This is a genomic window from Bradyrhizobium sp. WSM2254 (genome assembly GCF_000472645.1).
Lineage (GTDB): Bacteria > Pseudomonadota > Alphaproteobacteria > Rhizobiales > Xanthobacteraceae > Bradyrhizobium > Bradyrhizobium niftali.
The window spans coordinates 86,041-99,774 of the sequence record NZ_KI421445.1 but is presented as its reverse complement, the minus strand read 5'-3'; the positions used below and the strand labels follow the sequence as shown (position 1 = coordinate 99,774).

The following is a 13,734-nucleotide window of genomic DNA, read 5'->3' as shown; positions in this document are numbered from 1 at the left end:
GTCGGCGTCCCGCCCGGACTCGGTGCATCATCGCTTCCGAGGTTTGGACATGCTCTCGTTTCTGAGCGAATTCTGGATGTTCCTGCGGGTACGGAAGAAGTTCTGGCTACTGCCGATCTTCATCATGATGCTGCTATTCGGCTCGCTGCTCGTATTGTCGAAAGGCTCTGCGGTCGCGCCCTTCATTTACGCAATTTTCTAGACGGACAGCATCAGGTCATGACGAGCCATTCGCTTGAGACGAAAGACTTCGCGCGCCTTCTGGGACATCCCGAGGATCAGCTGCCGCCAGGCTGCCTTGCGGAGATTGCGCGATGCGACTGGCGATATGATTGGATCGAAGGTGAGCAACTTGACGGTGTCGTAACCGGCTTGCTCGAACGCATCCGCCGCAAGGAATTCTCGATTGTTGTTCCCGGCGACAAGTCGCGCTGGATCAAGGGATGGGGCGAGAACCTCACCGATTTCGTGGCGAGCAAAGGCGATGTCGACGCGCTGGCGCCGAAATACGTTCGACCGAACGTGCCGGTCCGGCTGTACCGGCGGTATGCCCAGCCGGTCGAGCCGAACTTCGAGCAGAACTGGCGCAAGGTGTATCAGGAATGGCTGTTCCGTACCTATCTGGCAGACAGCGAGGAGATCTTTGAGTTCGGCTGCGGCTCCGGCGGCCACATCAGCGTGCTCGCGCAGATGTTTCCGGACAAGAAAATCACGGGTCTCGACTGGGCCGAACCGTCCTGCGAGATCATCAACAATATGAAGAAATTACGCGGCTGGAACACCGAAGGACGCCTGTTCGATTTCTACAAGCCCGACTACGATATTGAAGTTCACCGCGACAGCGTCGTCTACACGTTTGCCGCCCTCGAACAGGTGTCCGATTCATTCGGCGCCTTTGTCGAGTTCCTGCTGGCGAAGCGCCCCAAACTGTGCGTTTTCGTCGAGCCGATCTACGAATGGTATGACCCTGCCAATTTCATCGATCATCTGGCCATGCGCGGGCACGCGATCCGTAACTTCCTGCATGGAATGCCGCGCGCGCTCCACGCGTTGCAAGACGAGGGGCGCATCGAAATCCTGAAGGAACACCGCGTGGAATTCGGCAGCCTCCTGCACGAAGGCTATTCGCAGACGATCTGGCGGCCGGTCTGAGCGGTCATCACCTGGCTCTAGCTCGCCGTCCGCGCGGCATACCAGCGAACGAGGTCGCTCAATCCGGCCTCGATCGGAATATGCGGCTCAAAGCCGAGCACCCGCCTGGCCTTCGACGTGTCGACCGTCCGGATCGGGATCGTCGTCGGCTTTGACGAATCGAAGCGAGGCGAAACGTCATGGTCCGCCGCTTTGAGGATGGTCTCGACCACCTGACGAATCGAAACGGCCGACCCGTATCCGATATTGATTGGATCGCAGACCGCATGCTTTTCGATCGCGAGCAGGCAGCCGCGCGCGAAATCCTCGACGTGGAGGAAATCGCGCATTTCGTTGCCGCTTCCCCACACCTCGAACGGGTTGGCCTTTTCGACAGCCCTGCGCACCAGCGCGGGAATAACGTGGCTGCGGCTCGGGTCGAAATCATCATACGGGCCGTAGACGGCCGTCGGCCGAACCAGCGCGACCTTGACGGTTGAGCGGCTGGCGACGAATTCGGCGAGATGCTCGAAGTAGCGACGCATCCGGCCATAACCGAGATAGGAGGGGTGCGGCTGTTGTTCGCGCAACTCGTCTTCCCGGATCGGGTGATCGGTTGCAGGATAGACCGTGCTGCTGCTGAAGATCAGGATGCGTTCGATGTTGGCCGCCCAGGCGGCGTGCAGCACCTGTGCCGTCAAATTCAGGTTCTTGACGATCCCGGCCATGGCGTCTTCCGGCGACGCCCCGACGCCCGACACCGCGCCTGCCGCGTGGAAGACAAGTTGCACGCCCTGCATTGCTCTGAGGCAATCCTGCGGGTCGGCAAGATCGCCATGGACGGTCTCCACGCTGGAATCGGAAACGATCGGGGCGCGCTGGTGAACGGCAAGACGCACGCGGCCGCCTGCATTCAGGAGCGCCTGGGCGAGGTGGGTGCCGATAAACCCGGTTCCCCCGGTCACCAGAGAAAGGCGGTGTTGAAAAAACATCAGCGGCTCAAAAACCCGTCAGCGCGCCCGGGCGCGGTGTGATCTCCGTCGTGTTCAGCGAGGCCGCGTTGCCTGCGAGCGGTCCTCGAGCAACGTCTGGACAGCACCTCGGATCGATGCTGGATCCAGGCCGATGCGCTTGCGGATGTCGTGCACCGTCCCGTACCAGCCGCAGAATGCATCCGGCAGGCCGTGATAGCGCATGCGCAGGGCCGGGACTTCGGAAATCGCTTCGTAAAGTCCGTAGGCGTCATGGACGACCAGGATCTCGGTATCGCGGAACTGCTCGATCAGCGCCTTGTCGATCGGCTTGAGCGTATGGAAGTAGACGAGGTTGACCGGCAGGTCGCGGCACGCCTCCATCACGTTGGTGAGGATCGGTCCTGCGGTCATCACGGTCAGCGGTGCGCCCTCGTTCTTCAGCACCGTGCCTTTGCCGAACGCGGTATTGGTCTCGATCGTATGCGGATGATCCGACAGCCGGTAGTAGGTCGGCCGCGGGCTCTTGTATTGCGACCGGATCAGCGCGTCGACCTCCCGCTTGGAGCCGAGATGGAGGACTTCCATGTTCGGCAGCATGCGCAACGAGGCAAGATCGGTATAGGCATGGTGGGTGGCGCCGTCCCAGGCGTAATCGAAGGTCGCGCCGCAGGTCACGATGTTGCCGGCGAAATTGTTGTAGCACATGTCGAGCTTGATCTGCTCGAGGCTGCGATCGGTCAGGAAGGGGCAGATCGTATGCACGAACGGGTTGAAACCTTGCGAGCTCAGGCCCGCGGTGACGCTGACCAGCGTGTTTTCGCAGATGCCCATGTTGTAGAACCGGTTCGGGTGCTTCTCCCAAAAGTCCTTGAACATGTACACGCTGATGTCGCCGAGCACGATGACGATGCTGTCGTCCTGCGCGGCCAGCTCCGAGACGGTGTTCTTAAATTGCGCCCGCATGGAGCTCCTCTTGAAGCTTGTTCAGTTCGTCCGGTTTCGGTGCGCGGCGATGCCATTCATAGACATTCTCGGAGAGAGTTTGGCAGCCATAACCCTTCACGGTATTGCAGACGACGACGCGAACCCGGTCGGTCGGCTTGGCGAGCGCCTGCTTGATTGCCGACAAATCATGGCCGTGCATCTCCGCCACGTCGCAGCCAAACGCGCGAAAGCGCTCGGCCGGATTCATGATTGGCAGGCAACGTCCCTGTGACTGGTTGTTGTCGTACAGGACCGTCAGATTGTCGAGCTTGGTGTTGACCGCGACCATGATCGCTTCCCAGACGCTGCCCTCATTGGATTCACCGTCGCCGATCAGGGTGTAGACCTTGCGCGTCGTGCCGGCGATCTTCGCGGCCAGTGCCATGCCGACTGCGATGCCGATGCCGTGGCCAAGTGAACCGGTCGAGGCTTCGACGCCGGGAACCTTGGTGCGATCGGGGTGGCAGCCGAACCGGGAGTCGAATGCGCCGAACGCATAGACATCCTCGAAGCGGAAGTAGCCGTGTGCGGCAAGGGTGCAATAGAAGCCGAGCGATGCATGCCCCTTGCTCAGGACGAACAGATCGCGCTCCGGCATGTCGGGCCGCTTGGGATCGTGCCGCATGGTCTGGTAGACGGCAGTCAGCATCTCCACGATCGAGAATGACGTCGGAATATGGCCGTGCCCGCTCTTGTGCGAGATGTTGAGGATTTCCGACCGGATCTTTCTGCAGATATCGTTCATCAAAGCACCACGTAGGATACGCGCGCAGTCATCGGCATGCGCTCCACCCTGAGGTTGGTGACGTCGAACACCTCGCGCAACGCAATCGTCTCGCCGGGGAAGATATCATCCGCGAGTTCGTCGAACACGAGCACGCTGCCTCTGAACAGATGTGGCTTGATCGCCTCGAGCGCTGCCTTGGTCGGCTGGTAAATGTCGAAATCGAAGATCGCGAGCGACACCAGGGTTTCCGGCTGGCGCTTCAGATAGGCCGGGATCGTTTCCGTCGCGTCGCCCTGCACCAGTTCGAATTTCTTCAGGTGCGATATCGGGTTGAGCGCTTCCTGCAGCTCAAGGATCTCGCCGAGATATTGTTGATAATTGTCGCTGACCGAGAATGACCCGTCGGTGGTCTTGCAGAGCTTGCCATCCTTGTCGCTCATGCCCTTGAAGCCGGCGAACGTATCGAAGCCGATGATCTTGCGATGCCGGTTGAAAGGCTCGAAAATTCCGCGCAGCGCCGACAGCAGCGAAAGCGTCTGCCCCCAGCGAACGCCGAACTCCATCACCACACCATGGGTGTTGATGATCTTACGGTAGATCTCATAGAAGAACAGAATCCGCGAAAGCGATTTCGAGGACAGAAACAGGCCGAGATTGGCGAGGAGCTCGTCCTCCGGCAACGGAGCCTGCTTGAGCATCTCAACGAATTTGAGCTGCAGGTCCTTCTCGCTTTGGCTCGAAAGCACGATCGCGTCGTGCTTCTGTGTCTTGATGTCCGCCATTATGATCGCCTGGAGTGTCGCGGATGAAGGGTTGGCCGGATTTCGCAGCTGGTTTTATCTACACTGCGGATCAGGGGCGCGTCTAGTGAGTGCCGCAGCTCGCGGACCCCTACGGGAAGTTGCTCTGAAATGCATCCAAGGCTCTCGCATTAAACACATCTTCGGGCATCAAGGTCCCCGCAATCGACCGGTGCCGACATAGGCGGGTCCAAGCCAATCGATATACCTGTTCAGCGTCTGCCAGGAGGGCCGGGCAAAGGAGGAATGGAGTGCGCCAGCTTTGCGGCTGTCCACGGGCCCGATATCGTACGGATATTCGCCATAGCGCACGGAGAGGCCAAGTTGATCGACGATGCTGGATAAATGGACCAGGCCCTCTGATCCCAAATTGAACACGCCGGTGTGGCCGGAATCCATGGCTTGAACCATGAAGTCGATGATCTCGTCGTGCATCACGAAATTGTAGCGCGCGGTTGGCGCCAGGAAGAGCTGGCAATCTCTTTGGGTCAGTGCGCGGTGGACCGTGCTGGCGCGAATGGAAGGACCGAGCAGGGTCGTCGTGCGCAGGATCAGGGGCGCGGTTGCATGCTCCTGCACGTAGAGATCGGAAAACAGTTTTGTGAAAGCATAAGGGCCGGTGAGCGGAAGCAGGTCGATGTCTTCGTCCTCGCGGATGGCGCGGCCGGTCGGCGGATAGACTGCCAGCGTCGACACGAAAATGAACTTGCGATGCGGAATGTTGACCAGTTGCTGCGTCAGCAGGAGATTGTCGGCCATGTAGCCATAGGCCGTCTTCATCGAGACGTCCTTTGCGGCATTGACTGCGCAATGGATGATGGCGTCGAACGGCGCCGCGGCGCGGATCAAGGGATCGTCGATCGACATCCCGCGCACAAAGGCGATCCCGCCGAGCGCGCGATGTACGGAGTGTCCGAGGCCGCTGCGCGCGCCGGTTACCAGTACATTGCGCGTGGGCTGTGTGGCCCTCGAGGAGAGACCTGCCGCGACGATGTCGTTCATTCTGTCAGGCCATCGATAAAGAACTGGGCCGTCCTCAGCCAAATGTTTTGGTCGGTCACTGACATCGCGCGGAACCGGCAACCTGAACCGCCGACCAGGATGAGCGCTTCGCGAGTTATGATTTCACCTTTCGGTTGCAAAGCAACTTCGAGTTTGCGCGGTGCGGAAACGTAGCTATAATCATCACTACAATCAACAATAGTGTTTGAGTCACAATCATCGGGGGTGTTTGATATGACGGCTGATTTGCCGCCCAGGACTCGAAAAACACCGCTGGACGGCGTGCTCGTTGTGGAACCGCTCACTGTATTCGAGGACTTTCGCGGTGAATATGTCGAGCTCTACAACGACCCGGCGTACAAGGCCGCCGGCATCGAATATGCATTCATTCAAGATGATATTTCGGTTTCGCGCCAGCATGTCTTGAGGGGCATCCACGGCGACCGAAAGACGGCCAAGCTGGTTTCGTGCCTCCACGGAGCGTTTTATCTGGTGGTGGTCAACAATATTCCGGAATCGCCACAATATCGGCAATGGACGGCGTTCACGCTGTCGGACCGGAATCGCGAACAGGTTCTGGTTCCGCCGGGATTTGGCAATGGCCATGTCGTGTTGACTGAATCGGCGATGTTCCACTACAAGCAGACCACAACCTATGATCGATCCTCGCAATTCACGTTGCTGTGGAACGATCCCGAACTGAAAATCTGGTGGCCCATCCACAATCCCATCATTTCGCAAAGGGACGGCGGAACGTCCGCATGAGATCATGAAGGTCCTGATTACCGGCATTACGGGGATGGTGGGCAGCCATCTGGCGGAATACTTCCTATCGACGTTTCCGGAGATCGAAGTCCACGGGCTGGTGCGGTGGCGGAGTCCGCTGCGAAACATCAAGGGCATCTTGTCGCAGATCAAGCTTCATCAGGGCGATTTGCGCGACCTGAACTCCCTGGTGGTGCTGTTGCGCAATGTGAAGCCCGATCGCATCCATCATCTGGCGGCGCAGTCCTACGTCGATATGAGCTTTGTCGCGCCCGCGGACACCCTGAACAGCAACATCATCGGCACGTGCAATCTGCTCGATGCGATCCGGATCGTTGGAATCAATCCGAGGGTACACATCTGCTCGTCGTCCGAGGTCTATGGGCAGGTCAGGCCCGAAGAAATTCCGATCACGGAACAAGCGCCGCTTCGCCCTGCAAGCCCCTATGCGGTCTCCAAGGTCGGCGAGGACATGATCGCCTGTCAGTACGGGCTGTCGTACCATCTCGACCTGGTGCGAACCCGCATGTTCACGCACACCGGCCCGCGTCGCGGCGACGTCTTTGCGGAAAGCTCGTTTGCGCGGCAGATTGCAGAGATCGAGGTGAACAAGAGGAGCGGTCCGGTGCTCGTCGGAAATCTCGACAGCGTGCGCACGCTTGCTGATGTGCGTGATGCGGTACGGGCCTACAAGCTGCTGCTGGACCACTGTCCAAGCGGCGAAGTCTACAACATCGGCGGCAACGAAACGATGACGGTGGGCGATATCCTGGAGACCCTGAAATCTCTGGCGCGCGTGCCGATCGAGCACAAGGTCGATCCGAGGCGGTTGCGTCCGTCGGACGTCACGTTGCAGATTCCCGATTCAGGAAAATTCCACAAGGCGACGAACTGGACCCCGCAGATTCCGGCGCGGAAAACCCTGAGCGACCTCCTCGATTATCAGCGCGAGGCGATTCGCGCGGAGGGTGTTTGCTGACATGTCGATGGTCGTATGCCGGGCTCCGTTCCGGGTCTCCTTCTTCGGAGGCGGCAGCGACTATCCAGAGTGGTATCGTGACGAGCCGGGTGCGGTGCTGTCGACCACGATCGACAAATACATCTATATCACCTGCCGCTATCTGCCGCCGTTTCTCGGCACCAAGCATCGCGTCGTTTGGCGCTACGTCGAGCAGGTCGATTCGATCGGGGAAATTCTGCATCCCGCCGTTCGCGAAGGTCTGCGTTACCTCAATTTCGACGACAGTCTCGGCATCGAACTGCACTATCAGGGCGATCTTCCCTCGCGTGTCGGTATGGGCTCGAGCTCAACTTTCGTGGTGGCGTTGTTGAAGGCGCTGACGGGCCTGCGTGGGTTGAAGGCCGATCAGCAGAAGATCGCCGAAATGGCCATCGAGCTCGAACAGGTCCGTATGAAGGAGACTGTAGGATCGCAAGATCAGGTGGCGGCGGCGTTCGGCGGGTTGAACGTCATCAATTTCCACCAGAACGGTCGCTTCGACGTCAATCCGCTCGGCCTCTCCCCCGAACGCGAGCGTGAACTCTCTTCCAATCTCATGCTGTTCTTTCCCGGAAGGAGCCGCTTTTCATCCGACCAAGCGCTCAGCGTGACGCAGAACCTGCCGAACCGTGTCGCCGAGATTCGCCGCATGGTGGCGATGGTCCGCGAGGGCGAGGCGATCCTGCGCCACGGCGACCTCATGGACTTCGGGCGGATGCTGCATGAAACATGGCAGCTGAAGCGCTGTTTGAGTGACAGGGTATCGTCACCGGAGATCGACGACCTCTACGATCGTGCGCGGCGGGCAGGGGCGGTCGGGGGCAAGCTTCTCGGCGCGGGTGGAACGGGCTTTGTCTTGCTCTTTGTGCCCAGGGAATGCCGGGCCGCGGTGATCGATGCCCTGACACCCCAGTGCGTCAACGTGCCCTTTGCACTGGAGCGCGAGGGCGTGCGCACGGTCCATCAATCGAACAACGTGATTTTGCCAAATGACGGCTGAGTTCAAGACGGTCTTTCAAACCCCGTGGTTTGAGATCAGAACCGTTGACCCCGGTCAGGAGCCGAGTGGAACCACGGAGCCCTACTACTGTCTGGTTCGTCCCAATGGCGTCATTGCCTTCGTGCTTGATCGCGCGGGAGCGGTCGTTCTGGTCGAGCAATATCGCCCGCCGCTTGGCCGGGTGACGCTGGAGATGCCGGCGGGGTCGGTGGACACGGGAGAGACTCTCGAGGCCGCTGTCGTTCGAGAGGTTCTGGAAGAGACGGGGCTGGTCTGCGAGCGTTGGCACGCGATAACCCCGTGCCGCCTCGCTCTTCAGCGGGAAGATGTGGTCGACCATTTCTTCGTCGGTCTGGGGGCCCACGAGGCGGAGGGATACCAGCGAACGGAGCATGGAACCGTGCGTTTCCTGCCACGATCCGAGCTGCTGGATCTGGTGAAATCGCATCGTTTTGACCAAACCGCGGCGCTGGGCGGGCTCTATGTGGCCGAGAAGTTATTTGGTATTGACTTGTTGACAGCCGATCTGGCGTGTATCCAATCCGTGCTGGCTACTTCGGCGGGTGGGGACCTGGGAACTGACAATGGTTCGGATCGGGCTCGTCCAGATCAACAATAGCTTCTCCGGTCAGAACTACCTGCCGTATTCGATTGCGTGCCTGCAATCCTACGCCGAACACCGGCTGCCGCCTGGCAAGTTCAATTTCCTCCCGATGATCTATAAGCGGATTCCGGTGTTCGAGATTGTGGCCCGGCTGGAAGGCGCAGACGTCATCGGCTTCAGCGCCTATGTGTGGAACGCCAGAATATCGCTGGAGGCGGCGCGACGCATCAAGCAGCTCCATCCGGATCGGCTGGTGATCTTTGGCGGACCGCATGTGCCTGACCATGCCGAAAGCTTCCTGCGCGGCAACCCGTTTATCGATCTCGTCGTCCACAACGAGGGGGAGAAGACTTTCGTCGAGCTGCTGAACCGGCTTCCGGAGCGCGACTGGAGCGGAATTCGCGGCATCAGTTACATCGACGCCGCCGGCAACTTCGTGCGCGCCGCGCCCGTCGAGCGAATGCGCGACCTGGAAGAGCTGCCGTCGCCATTCCTGAACGGCATTTTCGATGGCCTGATCGCCAGTAACCCGGAAGAGCAGTGGATCGGTCTCTGGGAGACCAATCGCGGCTGCCCGTTCCAGTGCACGTTCTGCGATTGGGGTTCGGCGACCGCCGGCAAGGTGACCAAGTTCGAATTCGACCGCCTGCGTCGCGAGCTTGATTGGTTTGCCAGGCACGAGGTCAAATACATCTTCGTCTGCGACGCCAATTTCGGCATTCAGAAGCGCGACGTTGAAATCGCGGAGGCGGTGGCGGAGATCCGCGAGCGGACCGGATTTCCGCATGGGTTCTCGGTGCAGAACACCAAGAATGCCACGGAGCGCGCCTACCAGACCCAGAAGATCCTGGCGGATGCAAAGCTGAACAAGGGGGTTGCGCTATCGATGCAGAGTCTTGATGCGACCACGCTCAAGAACATCAAGCGCGACAACATCTCGCTGGAGACCTATTTCGAACTGGCGCGGCGATTCACGGCCGACAAGGTCGAGACCTATAGCGATATCATCCTCGGACTGCCCGGCGAGACCTATGACACGTTCCGGAACGGCGTAGACAAGCTGATCCGGCTTGGTCAACACAACCGCGTGCAGTTCAACAATCTGACCATTCTGCCTAACGCGGAAATGGGCAACCCCGACTATCTCAAGAAGTTCGAGATGGTGACGGTGCAGTCCGAGATCATCAACATCCACGGCACGCGCGAAGAGATGCCCGACGATGTTCCCGAGGTCCAGGACCTCGTGATCGCAACCTATTCGCTGCCGCCGGAGGATTGGCGCAAGACGCGGGTGTTCGGCTGGATGGCGGCCTTCCTGCATTTCGACAAGCTGCTGCAGTTGCCGATGATGGTGGCATGCGAGCTCGGCGGGCTGGCCTATCGCGACATCATCGATGCGTTCCTGACGGCCTCGAAAGAAGAGTATCCCGTCATTTGCAGCGTGCGCGAATTATTCGACAGCGAGGCGCTGTCGATGCAGAATGGCGGACCCGAATACGTCTATTCGAAGGAATGGCTCGGGATCTATTGGCCGGCCGACGAATACATGTTCATCAAGCTGACCTCGGAAGGGCGGTTGCAGACGTTCTACGCGGAGGCGGAGCGGCTGCTGCCCGATCTGCTCGCAAAGTCCATGGTCGATCAATCCTGGCCGCTGCTCGAAGGCGCGGTGAAAGAGGCGATCAAGCTGAACGCGGCCTTGATTTCGCAACCGTTCGTGCTGGAGGATCTTCGGATGTCCACGCGCTACAACGTCCTCGAATTCTGCGACAATGTGCGCAAAGGCGCGCCGGCGGCGTTGCGCGAGGCGCCGTCCGAGGTATTGATCGAGCGCAGCAGGTCCCGCTATTCCGATATTCTTGACTGGTGCCGAGAAGTCGTGTGGTGGGGCAACAAGAAGGGCGCCTATCTCTATATCAACCGCAGTATCCCGGCCGAGCCGCAGCTCGCCGGACATTACTGACCGCGTAGCGAGCCAAGCCCTTGCGCTATCGGCCGCTCGGCTCCACCGGAATCATGGTCTCGGCCATCGGCTTCGGGGCCTGGGGGATCGGGGGGGGCACGCCAGGCGCCACTTCCTACGGCGAGACCGATGATCAGGAATCGCTTCGTGCCCTGAACGCGGCGTTCGATCGCGGAATCACCTTCTACGATACGTCGAACGTCTACGGGGACGGTCACAGCGAAGAACTGATCGGCGAGTGCTTCGAGGGCCGCCGAAGCGATGTCATCATCGCGACCAAGGCCGGCATCACGACTTCCTATCGCGGATACGACTTCAGCCCGGCGGCGTTGCGGACGTCGCTCGAAGGCAGTCTGCGCCGGCTGCGGACGGATTATGTCGACGTGCTCCAACTCCACAACGGCAGTCCAGACATCGTCATGGGCGGCCTCGAAGTCGTGGAGCTGATGCAGCGGCTCGTGACCGAGGGCAAGGTGAGGTGCTGGGGCATCTCGACGCTCTCGCCGGAAGACGCGCTCGCGCTGATCGATGTGGCCGGCATCGGGTGCTTTCAGGTCAACTGCAACATGTTGGACTGGCGTGCGATCGATGCCGGATTGCCCGGTCAGGCGGCATCGCGGGGCATCGGCATTGTCGCCCGTACGCCGCTCGCCTCGGGATTTCTGGCCGGAGGCGTCGGCAAGGACACCGTATTTCCCGCCAACGACCACCGCAGCAGATGGCCACGAGATCGAATCGTCACCTGGATCGAGGCTGCCCAAGCGGTCGTCGACAGTGTCGATCTGGCCGATACGCCCGGGAATCGCGTTGCGCTGGCGTTGCGATTTTGCCTTTCGGTGGACGGAGTTGCCACGGTGATTCCAGGCATGCTAACTCGTAGCGAAGTTCTGGCCGGCGTCGCGGCTTGCGAACAGGGGCCGCTAGAGCAAGATGTCATGCTGGGCATCGAAGGCGGCTACCGCCGTTACGAAACCCGGTTGCGGGCCTGACGTCTGGGGTAATCTTGCGGGGCATCGTAAGTTCTTCTGCGCGGACTCCTCGTCCGGTCTGCCTGTCGGATGCGATATTCAGAACGCGACGCCTGACGCGGAGTGGTGCACGAAGTTGGGAGTGGTCTTGGTCTCAACCGTTGTAAAGCCGATATTGGAACCGCATCCCGTGGCGTCAGCGATCCACGGGAGCTTGAAGACGTTGTCCAATGCCCTGAGCTGGGCGTGGCTCGACACGGTTTGCCAGTATCGCCGGTCGAGAATCGGCCCTCTGTGGGAGACCCTCAACGTTCTCGTGATGCTGCTGGGCCTGAGCGTCGTCTCTTCGGCGATCTTCGGCAGCAGCGTCTCCGATATCATCGCCTATGTCGGCGTCGGCATCATCGTCTGGTCGGCCGTGTCGGCGCTGGTCATCGAAGGGGGCGGTGTCTTCGTCAGGAATGCCGGATATCTCAGCAATTCCACGCTCGGTCTTGGTCTTTATGTCGGCCGAACCGTGTTCAAGATCATGATCACCTTCGGTCATCACGCGATCATCTATGTGATGGGGATCGTGTTTGCGCTCGTACCGCTCAGTTGGACCAGCCTGCTCGCGATCCCCGGGATTGTCCTGCTGTTCGTCAACGGCTTCTGGGTCGTGATGGTGCTCGGCTTCATTTGCGCGCGGTACCGGGACGTCGAGCTGATCGTGCGCAACTTGATGCAACTCGCTTTTTTCGTGACGCCGATATTCTGGAATTACCGGCAAATCGCCAGCAATCGGCAGTTTCTCGTCGAATACAACGTGCTGTTCTATTTCATCGAGATCATCCGCAATCCGCTGCTCGGCGAGGTCCCGCCGCTCGCGCACTATTTGACGGTTCTCGGGGTCACCGTGGCCGGCTATGGCCTGGCCTTTTTCGTTTATCGCCGGATGCGCGGTCAACTCGCATTCTGCGTCTAGTGAATGTCGGAAAAGGGGGCACCGGTTTTCCGATAAGATTATGCTCAAACAGCAAATGACCTCGAGAATCGGCTGACCCATGACTCACGTGCGTCTGAAGAACGTCAACGTCAGCATACCGATCTACGACAGCCATGCGCTCCGCCTGATCCGCCTGCCGTCGTTCAGCAACGTCCGGGTCGGCTCCGACTCGGCAAGCCGCACCAACGGCGTCATCGTCATTCATGCCTTGAAGAATCTCTCGCTCGAACTGGAAGAGGGCGACCGTGTCTGCCTGATCGGCCACAATGGCGCCGGCAAAACCACCCTGTTGCGCCTGGTTGCCGGAATCTATCCGACGTCGACCGGTTCGGTGGACGTGAAGGGAAGCGCATTCACGCTGCTCAGCGGCAGCATCGCGTTGAACGCCGATGCGACCGGCTACGAGAACATCAGGCTGATCGCAAACCTCTACAACTGGCCCAGCGAGAGTTATCAGGACCTGGTGCGTGACATCGAGGAATTCACCGAACTCGGCGTTTATCTGTCGTTACCCACGCGCATCTACTCTGCAGGCATGCAGGCGCGGCTCGCGTTCGCGCTCGCGACCGCCCAGAATCCCGACATCCTCTTGATCGACGAAGGCATCGGCGCCGGCGACGCACATTTCCAGGAGAAGGCGCGCGAGCGGGTGAACCAGTTCGTCAGCCGCGCGCGGATATTGCTGCTGGCGTCACATTCGAAAGACCTGTGCCGGTTGATGTGCACCAAGGCGCTGGTGCTGTCCAAGGGCGAGAGCGTCTTCTTTGGCGGTGTCGACGAAGGCTTCGCCTTTTATGAGGGGCTGGGCTGAGCCGCCGTCACGAGGCCGTT

15 protein-coding genes are annotated in these 13,734 nt (G+C 59.9%); 10 read left to right on the top strand and 5 right to left on the bottom strand.

Translation table 11 applies throughout. The features are described from left to right. Window positions 1-49: 49 nt before the first annotated feature. Window positions 50-202, top strand: a complete 153-nt coding sequence (locus A3M7_RS50140; RefSeq protein ID WP_092183768.1) for a DUF5989 family protein — start codon at window positions 50-52, stop codon at window positions 200-202. Window positions 203-219: 17 nt separating this feature from the next. Further along, complete coding sequence (locus tag A3M7_RS0139440; RefSeq protein ID WP_027548813.1) at window positions 220-1,152, top strand: class I SAM-dependent methyltransferase; 933 nt, start codon at window positions 220-222, stop codon at window positions 1,150-1,152. Window positions 1,153-1,169: 17 nt separating this feature from the next. Here the strand turns inward: A3M7_RS0139440 and A3M7_RS0139435 are convergent, their stop codons facing one another. From A3M7_RS0139435 to A3M7_RS0139415, 5 genes are all read right to left on the bottom strand, one after another. Next, window positions 1,170-2,096, bottom strand: a complete 927-nt coding sequence (locus tag A3M7_RS0139435; RefSeq protein WP_027548812.1) for an NAD(P)-dependent oxidoreductase — start codon at window positions 2,094-2,096, stop codon at window positions 1,170-1,172. Between the two features lie 81 nt (window positions 2,097-2,177). After that, window positions 2,178-3,068, bottom strand: a complete 891-nt coding sequence (locus A3M7_RS45680; protein ID WP_049823981.1) for a transketolase family protein — start codon at window positions 3,066-3,068, stop codon at window positions 2,178-2,180. Next, the gene (locus A3M7_RS0139425; protein WP_027548811.1) at window positions 3,052-3,834 is read right to left on the bottom strand and encodes a transketolase; all 783 of its coding nucleotides are present in this window, start codon (window positions 3,832-3,834) and stop codon (window positions 3,052-3,054) included. Before A3M7_RS0139425 ends, A3M7_RS45680 begins: the two co-directional genes overlap by 17 nt. Then, complete coding sequence (locus tag A3M7_RS0139420; RefSeq protein ID WP_049823980.1) at window positions 3,834-4,598, bottom strand: crotonobetainyl-CoA--carnitine CoA-transferase; 765 nt, start codon at window positions 4,596-4,598, stop codon at window positions 3,834-3,836. The genes A3M7_RS0139425 and A3M7_RS0139420 overlap by 1 nt, the downstream gene beginning before the upstream one ends. A 168-nt stretch (window positions 4,599-4,766) precedes the next feature. Next, on the bottom strand, window positions 4,767-5,618 hold the full coding sequence (locus A3M7_RS0139415; RefSeq protein WP_027548809.1) for an NAD(P)-dependent oxidoreductase: 852 nt from the start codon (window positions 5,616-5,618) through the stop codon (window positions 4,767-4,769). Between the two features lie 234 nt (window positions 5,619-5,852). Between A3M7_RS0139415 and A3M7_RS0139410 the strand changes: the two genes are divergently transcribed. The 8 genes from A3M7_RS0139410 to A3M7_RS0139370 all read left to right on the top strand — a co-directional run bounded on the left by A3M7_RS0139410 (window position 5,853) and on the right by A3M7_RS0139370 (window position 13,714). After that, window positions 5,853-6,383 carry a dTDP-4-dehydrorhamnose 3,5-epimerase family protein gene (locus A3M7_RS0139410; protein WP_027548808.1) on the top strand — a complete coding sequence of 177 codons (531 nt, stop codon included), beginning with the start codon at window positions 5,853-5,855 and terminating at the stop codon, window positions 6,381-6,383. Between the two features lie 4 nt (window positions 6,384-6,387). Next, the gene (locus A3M7_RS0139405; protein ID WP_027548807.1) at window positions 6,388-7,362 is read left to right on the top strand and encodes a GDP-mannose 4,6-dehydratase; all 975 of its coding nucleotides are present in this window, start codon (window positions 6,388-6,390) and stop codon (window positions 7,360-7,362) included. Next, window positions 7,352-8,383 carry a GHMP kinase gene (locus tag A3M7_RS0139400; protein WP_198033905.1) on the top strand — a complete coding sequence of 344 codons (1,032 nt, stop codon included), beginning with the start codon at window positions 7,352-7,354 and terminating at the stop codon, window positions 8,381-8,383. The genes A3M7_RS0139405 and A3M7_RS0139400 overlap by 11 nt, the downstream gene beginning before the upstream one ends. Further along, a complete protein-coding gene (locus A3M7_RS0139395; RefSeq protein ID WP_027548805.1) occupies window positions 8,373-9,002 on the top strand; it encodes an NUDIX hydrolase in 630 nt (209 codons plus the stop codon). The genes A3M7_RS0139400 and A3M7_RS0139395 overlap by 11 nt, the downstream gene beginning before the upstream one ends. Beyond that, window positions 8,968-10,950: a B12-binding domain-containing radical SAM protein gene (locus A3M7_RS0139390; RefSeq protein ID WP_027548804.1), complete on the top strand. Its 1,983-nt coding sequence runs from the start codon at window positions 8,968-8,970 to the stop codon at window positions 10,948-10,950. The genes A3M7_RS0139395 and A3M7_RS0139390 overlap by 35 nt, the downstream gene beginning before the upstream one ends. Before the next feature lie 20 nt (window positions 10,951-10,970). Further along, window positions 10,971-11,939: an aldo/keto reductase gene (locus A3M7_RS45675; RefSeq protein WP_049823979.1), complete on the top strand. Its 969-nt coding sequence runs from the start codon at window positions 10,971-10,973 to the stop codon at window positions 11,937-11,939. 202 nt (window positions 11,940-12,141) lie between these two features. After that, complete coding sequence (locus tag A3M7_RS48030) at window positions 12,142-12,882, top strand: ABC transporter permease (protein ID WP_198033904.1); 741 nt, start codon at window positions 12,142-12,144, stop codon at window positions 12,880-12,882. Window positions 12,883-12,961: 79 nt separating this feature from the next. Further along, window positions 12,962-13,714, top strand: coding sequence for an ABC transporter ATP-binding protein (locus tag A3M7_RS0139370; protein WP_027548801.1), 753 nt, complete (start codon window positions 12,962-12,964; stop codon window positions 13,712-13,714). Window positions 13,715-13,734: the final 20 nt, after the last annotated feature.

What these genes read in the sequence shown, in the direction of transcription:
- A3M7_RS50140 (WP_092183768.1), top strand. Translation starts at nt 50, where the DNA reads ATGCTCTCGTTTCTGAGCGAATTCTGGATGTTCCTGCGGGTACGGAAG.
- A3M7_RS0139440 (WP_027548813.1), top strand. Translation starts at nt 220, where the DNA reads ATGACGAGCCATTCGCTTGAGACGAAAGACTTCGCGCGCCTTCTGGGA.
- A3M7_RS45680 (WP_049823981.1), bottom strand. Translation starts at nt 3,068, where the DNA reads ATGCGGGCGCAATTTAAGAACACCGTCTCGGAGCTGGCCGCGCAGGAC.
- A3M7_RS0139425 (WP_027548811.1), bottom strand. Translation starts at nt 3,834, where the DNA reads ATGAACGATATCTGCAGAAAGATCCGGTCGGAAATCCTCAACATCTCG.
- A3M7_RS0139420 (WP_049823980.1), bottom strand. Translation starts at nt 4,598, where the DNA reads ATGGCGGACATCAAGACACAGAAGCACGACGCGATCGTGCTTTCGAGC.
- A3M7_RS0139415 (WP_027548809.1), bottom strand. Translation starts at nt 5,618, where the DNA reads ATGAACGACATCGTCGCGGCAGGTCTCTCCTCGAGGGCCACACAGCCC.
- A3M7_RS0139410 (WP_027548808.1), top strand. Translation starts at nt 5,853, where the DNA reads ATGACGGCTGATTTGCCGCCCAGGACTCGAAAAACACCGCTGGACGGC.
- A3M7_RS0139405 (WP_027548807.1), top strand. Translation starts at nt 6,388, where the DNA reads ATGAAGGTCCTGATTACCGGCATTACGGGGATGGTGGGCAGCCATCTG.
- A3M7_RS0139395 (WP_027548805.1), top strand. Translation starts at nt 8,373, where the DNA reads ATGACGGCTGAGTTCAAGACGGTCTTTCAAACCCCGTGGTTTGAGATC.
- A3M7_RS0139390 (WP_027548804.1), top strand. Translation starts at nt 8,968, where the DNA reads ATGGTTCGGATCGGGCTCGTCCAGATCAACAATAGCTTCTCCGGTCAG.
- A3M7_RS0139370 (WP_027548801.1), top strand. Translation starts at nt 12,962, where the DNA reads ATGACTCACGTGCGTCTGAAGAACGTCAACGTCAGCATACCGATCTAC.